9 protein-coding genes are annotated in these 8,744 nt (G+C 65.6%); 8 read left to right on the top strand and 1 reads right to left on the bottom strand.

What is annotated here, in order from left to right; translation table 11 throughout:
- Positions 1-336: 336 nt before the first annotated feature.
- Positions 337-1,176 carry an alpha/beta hydrolase-fold protein gene (locus M3498_03835; protein ID MDQ3458426.1) on the bottom strand — a complete coding sequence of 280 codons (840 nt, stop codon included), beginning with the start codon at positions 1,174-1,176 and terminating at the stop codon, positions 337-339.
- 254 nt (positions 1,177-1,430) lie between these two features.
- Between M3498_03835 and M3498_03830 the strand changes: the two genes are divergently transcribed.
- From M3498_03830 to M3498_03795, 8 genes are all read left to right on the top strand, one after another.
- Positions 1,431-2,150, top strand: coding sequence for an esterase (locus tag M3498_03830; protein MDQ3458425.1), 720 nt, complete (start codon positions 1,431-1,433; stop codon positions 2,148-2,150).
- Between the two features lie 185 nt (positions 2,151-2,335).
- Positions 2,336-3,358 carry a hypothetical protein gene (locus M3498_03825; protein MDQ3458424.1) on the top strand — a complete coding sequence of 341 codons (1,023 nt, stop codon included), beginning with the start codon at positions 2,336-2,338 and terminating at the stop codon, positions 3,356-3,358.
- Positions 3,359-3,419: 61 nt separating this feature from the next.
- Entirely contained in the window at positions 3,420-4,769 is a 1,350-nt protein-coding gene (locus tag M3498_03820) for a circularly permuted type 2 ATP-grasp protein (GenBank protein MDQ3458423.1), read from the top strand.
- A 96-nt stretch (positions 4,770-4,865) separates the two neighbouring features.
- Positions 4,866-5,981 (top strand): carboxylate-amine ligase, encoded by a 1,116-nt coding sequence (locus tag M3498_03815; protein MDQ3458422.1) that lies wholly within the window; start codon positions 4,866-4,868, stop codon positions 5,979-5,981.
- Between the two features lie 153 nt (positions 5,982-6,134).
- Positions 6,135-6,647: a 2-oxo-4-hydroxy-4-carboxy-5-ureidoimidazoline decarboxylase gene (uraD, locus tag M3498_03810; protein ID MDQ3458421.1), complete on the top strand. Its 513-nt coding sequence runs from the start codon at positions 6,135-6,137 to the stop codon at positions 6,645-6,647.
- A gap of 2 nt (positions 6,648-6,649) precedes the next feature.
- Complete coding sequence (gene pucL / locus M3498_03805; protein MDQ3458420.1) at positions 6,650-7,582, top strand: urate oxidase; 933 nt, start codon at positions 6,650-6,652, stop codon at positions 7,580-7,582.
- 93 nt (positions 7,583-7,675) lie between these two features.
- Complete coding sequence (gene uraH, locus M3498_03800) at positions 7,676-8,026, top strand: hydroxyisourate hydrolase (protein ID MDQ3458419.1); 351 nt, start codon at positions 7,676-7,678, stop codon at positions 8,024-8,026.
- A partial coding sequence (locus M3498_03795; protein MDQ3458418.1) for a M20/M25/M40 family metallo-hydrolase occupies positions 8,026-8,744 on the top strand: 719 nt, incomplete at its 3' end. The genes uraH and M3498_03795, both read left to right, overlap by 1 nt.

Genomic DNA, 8,744 nt, shown 5'->3' with positions numbered 1-8,744 from the left:
GGTTTCGTTTGCTCGTTAAAGATATAGCGAACACATGAACCGAATATGAAGTTTCGTTTGCCCGCTGTCTCAGCGTGAAGCACAATCCCCGGTACAGCGAAAAGGCCATACCGCCTCATCGGATGTTCCATGACAATTTGAGCCTTAAGTCCAAGTTTGAAGGGTGGGCAAAGCCTATGGTGAGGTATGAGCAGGAAAGACTATTACCTCGCTTTGCTGGAGCATATCCCTGCTGAGGAGGCGCTCTGCCAAAATACACAAGCAGAAGGGGGAATATAAGATATCCTCCGCACGCGCTTCGGAGCCGCTCACGGCTGGACGCATTGACCGGCGCCGCTAGGGCGTCAGGAGAAAGCGCAAGGCGCCAGGCAGGCGGCGGGCCCAGGCAAGCTCGTGGTGCTGCGCGCCCTCCTCCTCGACGTAGCGAAGCTGCTCTCTACGGAAGCCCCGCTGACGCAGCAGGTCATGCATGTAGCGCACCTCGGCGACGTGGCGGCGCGACTTGCCGCGGGCCTGCATCCTGGCCCTCAGGCCGGCCTGGTGGGGCCCGTACTCGTCCGTGCCCACATCCAAGTAGAGCTTGCCCCTCAGCCGGGGCGCCTCGCGGACAAAGGAAAAGATGGCCTTGTCGGCGAACCAGAAGGCGGGGCTCATGGCGCCCGCGAAGCCGAAGTATTCCGGGTGGCGAAAAAAGGCGTAGAGGCTGATCAGGCCACCCATCGACGAGCCCAGGATGCCGGTGTGGCGCCGCCTGGGCAGGGTGCGAAACTCGCGGTCGACGAGCGGCTTGACGGTGCCGACGACGAAGCGCAAGTAGGCCTCGCCCTTGCCGCCGCCGTGGGCCGGATCGGCGAAGGGGCTGTACTCGCTCAGGCGCTCGGCGCCGCCATTGGGGATGCCCACGGCGATGGCCTCTAGGCCCTCATGGCTGAGCGCCTCCAGGGTCTCGTCGACGCCCCACTCACCCGAGAAGCTGGCGGCGCTGTCGAAGAGGTTCTGCCCGTCTTGCATGTAGATGACCGGGTAGCGCTTGTAACCTTCGGCGTAAGAGGGGGGAAGGTAGACGAAGAGGTCGCGGCGGCTGCGCAGCCGCGGGCTGTAGACGCCCTCCAACACCTTGAGCGTCCCCACCACGTTGGGCTGAGCAGACCCCGCCACCCCCGTATAGTCCCGCACGCTGATCACATGATTTGCCTCTCCAAGGGCGCTGCCGCTCTAAGGGCGCTGCCGTTTCCAAAGGCGCTGCCGGTCCATAAACCTTCTTCGGGCACCTTGCTGTGCTTATGGTAGTATGACGCTGATTTCAGAATCATGACCGCGCCCGCATCCTACCGCGGCCAAAGCGAGTGCTGCCGCCCATGTGAGACAGGTGAGACAGAAGGTGATGACGCCAAAGCCACAGGCCCGGTGCAGCAGTTGCCGGAGGTCCAATGAACCGTGAATACCACCGCTGGCACAGCCCCTCACTGGGCCGCGACATGGAGCTGCTCGTCTTTGGTCACGCGGGCGCCCGGGTACTCGTCTTTCCCACCTCGCAGGGGCGCTTTTTCGAGTGGGAGGGCATGGGCATGGTGGGCGCCCTGAGCGAGCACTTGGAGCGCGGCTGGATTCAGCTCTACTGCGTGGACTCGGTGGACAGCGAGAGCTGGTACGCCCGCTGGAAGTGGCCGGGTGATCGGGCTTGGCGCCAGGTGGAGTACGAGCACTACCTCTTGCGCGAGGTCTTGCCGCTGTCGGCCCGGAAAAACGGCAATCCTTTTCTCATCACCACCGGCGCCAGCTTCGGCGCCTACCACGCCGCCAACCTCGCCTTCCGCCACGCTCATCTGGTGAACCGGCTGATCGGCCTCTCGGGCATCTACGACATCAGGCGCTGGGCGGACGGCCACTACGACGACAACGTCTACTTCAACAACCCGCCGGACTACCTGGCGAACGAGCGCGACCCCGGCCGGCTCGCGGCCATGAGGCGCCAGGACATCATCCTGGTGACCGGCGAGGATGATTCCCACCGGCACCAAAACGAGCAGCTGTCGAGCCTGCTCTGGAGCAAGGGCGTCGGCAACGCCCTGCGCCTCTGGGACGGCTGGAGCCACGACTGGCCCTACTGGCAGAAGATGATCCGCCACTACATCGGCGGTTCGGACTAGCGCAGCAGGCGCCCCACGCCACTCGCGGCGCGAGCCTCACAGGTCGGGTATGGTAAGGGCGTTCCCCGCCGTAAACGCGGCGTCGGGAGGACGATAGGGCGAGGGGCGAGGCGGGAGCAAACTCTAGCACGCCGGCGTGGCCACACACGCGGACCTACTCTGGTGGACCCACTCTGGAGGAGAAGATGAGCGAGAAGCGCAAGAAGGCGAGCAAGAAAGAGCCCCTCAAGGTCGGCCTCATCGTCGGGCGGGAGTGGTCCTGGCCGCCCGCCTTTATCGAGGAGGTGAACGGCCGCGGCGAGGGCGTGATCGCCGAGTACGTCAAGCTGGGCGGCGTGAGCATGGACGAAGAGGTCCCTTACGCGGTCATCATCGACCGCATCTCGCACGAGGTGCCCTTCTACCGCAGTTATCTCAAGCACGCCGCGCTCGAGGGCGTCACCGTCATCAACAACCCCTTCATGTGGACCGCCGACGACAAGTTCTTCGGCGCCTCCCTGATCACCAGGCTTGGCGTCGCCTCCCCCAAGACGGTCGCCCTGCCCAACCGCGACTACGTGCCCGGCATCGTCCACAACGAGAGCCTGCGCAACCTGCGCTACCCCCTCAACTGGGACGGCATCCTGGCCTACGTCGGCCTGCCCTGCATCTTGAAGGACGCCCACGGCGGCGGCTGGAAGGACGTCTACGTCTGCCGCAGCGGGGACGAGCTCATCCACTACTACAACCACTCGGGGCTCTTGACCATGATCGTCCAGGAGTTTATCGAGTGGGACCACTTCGTGCGCTGCCTCTGCCTCGGCCAGGAGCACATCTTGCCGATGAAGTACGACCCGGGAGAGCGCAAGTACCACGTCGAGCACGAGCACATGAGCCCCGAGCTGGGCAAGCGGGTGGTGGCGGACTCGCGCCGAATCGTCCGCGCGCTCGGCTACGACATGAACAGCATGGAGTGGGCGGTCAAGGACGGCGTGCCCTACGCGATTGACTTCATGAACCCCGCGCCGGACATGGACGTCTACTCGCTGACGCCGAGCTACTTCGAGTGGGCGGTCAAGGGCATGGCCGATCTGGCTATCCGGCGGGCCAAGCAGCCCAAGCCGCAGCTCGCGGCGCTGGGCTGGGCCGCGCTCTTCAAGAGCCCGCCGGGGCCCAAGGAGTCCAAAGGGCGCAAGAAAAAGATGCTAGGGTCACTAGACCCGCCCTAGTCCGTACCTGCACTAGCAGGGGTCCTAGTGGACCTGGACGTGGGCGCATAAGGAGTGAGCCATGCTCCAAGAAGCGATCGACAGCTATCACGACTTGCTCACGGGCGAGCTGGCGCAGGCGTCCCACGCCCAGCTCGAGGAGCAGATGAAGCGGCACAACCTCTACTTCGGCAGCAGGCCGCTGTGCAGCGTGCTCCGGCCGCGCTTTTTGACCCCCGAGCAGTACAGGTTCTTGCAGGCGCGGGTCAAGGTCCTCCTCTGCGCCTTTGACAAGAGCTATCAGGCGGCCATGGCGGACCGGAGCTTTCGCGAGCAGTACGCCCTCTTCGACTGGGAAGAGGAGCTGATCGCCTTTGACCCCGGCTTCAAGGACCCCAGTCCGGTGTCGCGCTTGGACGCCTTTTTCGTCCACGACCGGGGCGGGCTGCGCTTTACCGAGTACAATGCCGAGACGCCCGCCGCGGCGGCCTACAACGACGTGCTGGCGGCGGCCTTTTTGGGCCTGCCGGTGATGCGCGCCTTTTTGCGCCACTTCGAGGTGCGCCCGCAGCCCGCCCGCCATAACGTCATGCACGCGCTTTTGGACGCCTACCAGCAGTGGTCGGGGCGGCGCGACAAGCCCAAGGTCGCCATCCTCGACTGGCGTGAGGTGCCCACCTACAGCGAGTTCGAGATCACCGCCGAGTACCTCTCCTCGCAGGGCTTGGACTGCCTCATCAGCGACCCGCGCGAGGTGGAGTACCGGGGCGGCAGGCTCTACGCCGAGGACAAGCCCGTCGACCTCCTCTACAAGCGCGTCCTGATCAGCGAGCTCATCGAGCGCGGCGGCATGGACCACCCGGTGGTGCAGGCCGTGAGGGACCGGGCGGTGTGCATGGTCAACCCCTTTCGCTGCAAGATCCTCCACAAAAAGGCCAGTCTGGCGGTCCTTCACGACGAGCGCAACGCCCATCTCTTCAGCGCGAGCGAGCGGGAGGCCATCCTCGCCCACATCCCCTGGACCCGGCGCGTCGAGGAGCGGCGCAGCACCTTTCACGGCACGGACATCGACCTCGTCCCCTTCCTGCTGGGGCGCAAGGACGAGCTGGTCCTAAAACCCAACGACGAGTACGGCGGCGCGGGCATCGTCCTCGGTTGGGAGGCCAGCGCCGAGGAGTGGGAGGCCGCCATCAGGGCCGCGCTCGCCGAGCCCTTCGTCGTCCAGGAGCGCATTACCCTGCCGACGGAAGTTTACCCGAGCCTGATCGGCGGCGAGCTCCGCTTCGAGGAGCGGATCGTCGACACCGCCCCCTTCATCTTCAACGGCGACTACATGGACGGCTGTTTGACCCGGCTCTCCACCGAGTCCTTGGTCAACGTGACCGCCGGGGGCGGCTCGAGCCTCGCCACCCTGGTGGTCGAGCGGCGCTAGCGGGCGCCCAGCCCTCGGCAAGTCTTTGACTGACGGCTATAGCTGACGGCTGCTAGCCAAAGACATCCTCGAGACGCCCCAGGAAAGGAGCACGAGATGAAGCCCCCCTCGCTCAACATCGGCATCGAGGAAGAGTACCAGATTATCGATCCGGAAACGCGCGAGCTCAGGTCCTACATCACCCAGATTCTAAAAGAGGACGCCGTTGAGCTGCGCGAGCTGTCGATCAAGCCCGAGTTGCACCAGTCCATCGTCGAGGTGGGCAGCGAGGTCTGCAACACGCCCGGGGACGTGCGCGATGAACTCGTTCGGTTGCGGCGCGGGGTGATGAAGCTGGCGGCCAAGAGCAAGCTCAAGATCGTCGCCGCGGGCACCCACCCCTTCTCGTCATGGCTCACCCAGGAGATCACCCCGCTCGAGCGCTACCTGGGCGTCAAAGAGGACATGCAGGACCTGGCCCAGCAGCTGCTCATCTTCGGCACCCACATCCACATCGGCATCGAAGACCGCGAGTTCCTGATCGACGCCCTGAACGTGTCGCGCTACTTCATCCCCCATCTGCTCTGCCTGACCTCCTCCTCGCCCTTTTGGATGGGCCGCAACACCGGCTTAAAGAGCTATCGCAGCGTGGTCTTTCGCAACTTTCCCCGCACCGGCATCCCCCGCATCATTCCGTCCTGGGGCGACTACGTCTACCTTCAGGACAAGCTGGTGCGCACGGGCTGCATCCCCGACGGCTCGAAGATCTGGTGGGACGTGCGCCCGCACCACGTCTACCCGACCTTGGAGTTTCGCTTTCTGGACGTCTGCACCCGTGTCGACGAGGCGGTCTGCGTGGCCGCGCTGCTGCAGGCGATTATCGCCAAGCTCTGGCGTCTGCGCCGCGACAACCTGACCTTCAGGGTCTACCCCGGCGACCTTATCGAGGAGAACAAGTGGCGCGCGGTGCGCTTCGGCCTGGGCGGCAAGCTGGTCGACTTCGGCAAAAACCAGGAACTGCCCGCGGGCGAGCTGGTCCGCGAACTGCTCGAGTGGTTTATCGGCGATGTGGTCGACGAGCTCGGCAGCCGCCAGGAGGTCGAGTACGCCTACAAGATCTTAGAGGAGGGCTCGAGCGCCGACCGTCAGCTCAGGGTCTACGAAGCAACAAACGACTTCAGCGCAGTAGTCGATCACCTCATCGCCGAGACCGAGGAGGGGGTGATGACCTGAAAGAGGCGCAACCTTTCGCGACCTTCTCGGTGTGGCAAGTTTGTGGGAGGTTGCCGTCAAGCTCAGCACCGGCAAGCTGAGACTCGAGCTGTCCTTTCTGGAGCAGGCCACTCATTGACGGTCCGAAAGCAGCCTCCGTATAATCGCCTGACCGTGAGCGCGCCCCTTAAAACCCTCAACACCGCAGCAAGAGAGGACTTCACGCGCAGGCTCGGCGGCGTCTTCGAGAGCTCGCCCTGGGTGGCCGCGGGGGCGTGGGAACGGCGTCCCTTCACCACGGTAGACGAACTCCACGCTGCAATGGTCGAGGTCGTCCGGGAGGCGGGTAGCGACAGGCAGTTGGCGCTCATCCGCGCCCACCCCGACCTAGCCGGCAGGGCGGCACTGGCAGGCGAGCTCACCGAGAGTTCGAAACGGGAGCAGGCGGGCGCGGGTTTGGACCGCCTGAGCCAAGGGGAGTACGCGCGCTTTCAAGGGCTCAACGAGGCTTACCAGGAGAGGTTCGGCTTCCCCTTCGTCAGCGCCGTCAAAGGGCATAGCAAAGAGAGCATCCTGGCGGCCTTCGAGGAGCGCCTGATGAACGACGCCGAGGCCGAGAGGGCGCGCGCCCTCTTGGAGATCGCCAAGATCGCCCGCTTCCGCCTCATGGCCCTGACAGGAGAATAAGCATGATCCGCGCGACCCATTACGGCAAGAGCAACGTCGCCCTCTACCGCAGCTACGCCAAGCCGCTAAGGGGCCTCACCCCGGTCCCCGAGTCCGCCTTTGGGGGCCGCGAGAACATCCTCTTCGCCGCCGACGTGGACGTGAGGGTCTACGGCGACAACTTCAAACCCGCCTACACCGCGGGCGACAACACCATGGTCGTCGCCACCGACAGCATGAAGAACTTCGTCCTCAAAGGCGCGCTCGACTACGAGGGGGCGACACAGGAAGGCTTTTTGGACTTTCTCGGCAGGCGCTTTTTGGAGACCTACCCGCAGATGGAAGCGCTCAGGCTCCAGGGCAAGGAGCTTCCCTTCGAAGCGGCGACCGTGCCCGGTGAGGGAGGCTTTACCCGCAGCGAAAGGCTCTTCAGCCCGAGCGGGGGCGACTGCGGCTTCGCCGAGCTCGAGTTCAGCCGCCATGACGGGGGCGTCAGGGTGACTGGTCACCGCTGCGGCCGTCTGGGCCTGAAGCTCGTCAAGGTGAGCGGCTCCTCCTTTGCCGGTTTCTTCCGCGACGCCCACACCACCCTGCCCGAGCGCGTCGACCGGCCGCTCTACATCTTTTTGGACGTCTACTGGCGCTACGACAAGGTAGGCGACCTCATAGCCGAGGACCACAGCCTTTACGTCGCCGCCGAGCAGGTCCGCGACGTGGTCGGGGCCGTCTTTCACGACTTCGTCAGCATGTCGATCCAGCACCTCCTGCATGAGATGGGCGGGCGCATCCTGAGCCGCTTCCCGCAGCTTGCCGAGGTCTCCTTCGAGGCGCAGAACAGGCTCTGGGACACCGCCTTCGTCGCCGAAGAGGACGAGGGGCGCAAGGTCTACCGGGACCCCCATCCCCCCTACGGCCAGATCGCCCTCACCATGACGCAAGGAGAGCAGGATGGCTAAGGCTCAACTCTCCAGCTTCACCACCCCCCTCGCCAAGGGGGGCAGGGGGGATCGACGCGCTCGAGCCACCGAACCATCGAGCCGGAGTACGCCGTGGGCCGCCTGAGCACCCACGTCCTCGACACCGCCCGTGGCCGCCCGGCCGCCGGCCTCGAGGTCGAACTGTGGCGCTTGGGCGGCGAGCGCAAGCTCCTCACGACGGTCACCACCAACGCCGACGGGCGCACCGATGTGCCGCTCCTCGAGGGGAGCGCGCTCGAGCCCGGCGTCTACGAGCTCGTCTTTCGGGTGGGCGCTTATCTCGAGCGCGCGGGCCTCTCGCTGCCCGAGCCCAAGTTCTTGGACGAGGTGCCCGTGCGCTTCGGCGTCGCCGACGCCGGCCACAACTACCACGTGCCGCTGCTCTTAGCGCCCTGGGGCTACAGCACCTACCGGGGCAGCTAGTGGAGGAGCCCGTAGACCTCGGTGCCGAGCCCCTCGCCCGCGAGGTCATGAGCCGCTGCGAGGTGCTCGCCGGCTTCAGCGAAGAGGAGGGCAGGCTGACCCGCACCTTTCTCTCCGCACCGATGCAGACCGTCCGCTACGCCGTCGAGCGGTGGATGGAAGAGGCGGAAATGCTGGTCATGACCGACGAGGTCGGCAACCTGCGCGGGCGCTACGCCGGCCTGAGCGAGGGCGCGCCGGTCCTCATCATCGGCTCGCACTTAGACACCGTCAGAGACGCGGGCAAGTACGACGGCGTCCTGGGCGTACTCCTGGGCGTCGCCGCGGTGCAGCGCCTGCAAGTGACCGGCCGCCGCCTGCCCTTCGCCGTCGAGGTGGTGGGCTTCGCCGACGAGGAGGGGCTGCGTTTCGGCGCGCCCTTCCTGGGCAGCCTGGCCTATACGGGCGGCTTCACCCCCGAGCTGCTGGCGCGCGAGGACGGGGGCGGCGTGAGCCTGGCGGAGGCCATCGAAGGCTTCAGCGGTGAGAGCGAAAGGCTGCTCGAGAAGCGCTTCAACGGTGGTCATATCCTCGGCTACCTCGAGGTCCACATCGAGCAGGGGCCGGTCCTCGACAGCCTGGGTAAGCCTGTGGCCGTGGTGGACGCGGTTGCCGGCCAGAGCCGGGCGCGGCTCGAGCTCGGCGGCCGGGCGGGGCACGCCGGCACGGTGCCGATGAC

It is taken from the genome of Deinococcota bacterium (assembly GCA_030858465.1).
In the GTDB taxonomy this organism is placed as follows: Bacteria; Deinococcota; Deinococci; order Deinococcales; family Trueperaceae; genus JALZLY01.
The sequence above is the reverse complement of the archived record's forward strand: the minus strand, read 5'-3'. Positions and strand labels throughout refer to the sequence as shown.

Bases quoted from the DNA above. Each gene is read 5' to 3' on its own strand.
- M3498_03830 (MDQ3458425.1), top strand. From the start codon at position 1,431: ATGAACCGTGAATACCACCGCTGGCACAGCCCCTCACTGGGCCGCGAC.
- M3498_03825 (MDQ3458424.1), top strand. From the start codon at position 2,336: ATGAGCGAGAAGCGCAAGAAGGCGAGCAAGAAAGAGCCCCTCAAGGTC.
- M3498_03820 (MDQ3458423.1), top strand. From the start codon at position 3,420: ATGCTCCAAGAAGCGATCGACAGCTATCACGACTTGCTCACGGGCGAG.
- M3498_03815 (MDQ3458422.1), top strand. From the start codon at position 4,866: ATGAAGCCCCCCTCGCTCAACATCGGCATCGAGGAAGAGTACCAGATT.
- pucL (MDQ3458420.1), top strand. From the start codon at position 6,650: ATGATCCGCGCGACCCATTACGGCAAGAGCAACGTCGCCCTCTACCGC.